Below are 376 nucleotides of genomic sequence, written 5' to 3'. Positions count from 1 at the left end.
AGCTACAAAATGATGAATGGCCTTCAACCGAAGAAGAAAGAAAGGCTAGTGAAAAAAAATGGATTGAGGAGGGACTTACCCCTCTTATAGCTAATCCTAAAAGTAGAGAATACTTTACTCAAGAAGAACTCGAAAAATTAATCCCTCTAGCAGAACAAAAATGGATTGATTGGAAGGGTAAACTCCCAGATAACTACGTGTCACCGCTAGATAAAGATTAACCATTTCGCTTTTGATAACCTCTAGATCATTAGGAGGATACTAAGATGGGGATTACCAATATTACATGGGAAGACGTTATCAAGTTTGAGGAAGTCGCAGGGTATGGTCAGCATATCTGGAAACACGGCGAACAATATTATCTTGTCGTGGATGA

Annotated in this window: 1 pseudogene; it reads left to right on the top strand. The window is 38.8% G+C overall.

The window, feature by feature from the left end:
* Positions 1–221 (top strand): annotated as a pseudogene (locus tag HMPREF2628_RS04785) (hypothetical protein); the annotation flags it as partial.
* Positions 222–376: the final 155 nt, after the last annotated feature.

This window comes from Streptococcus sp. HMSC063B03 (assembly GCF_001836965.1).
GTDB classification, from domain to species: Bacteria; Bacillota; Bacilli; order Lactobacillales; family Streptococcaceae; genus Streptococcus; species Streptococcus pneumoniae_F.
This window is presented reverse-complemented; position numbering and strand designations above follow the sequence as displayed.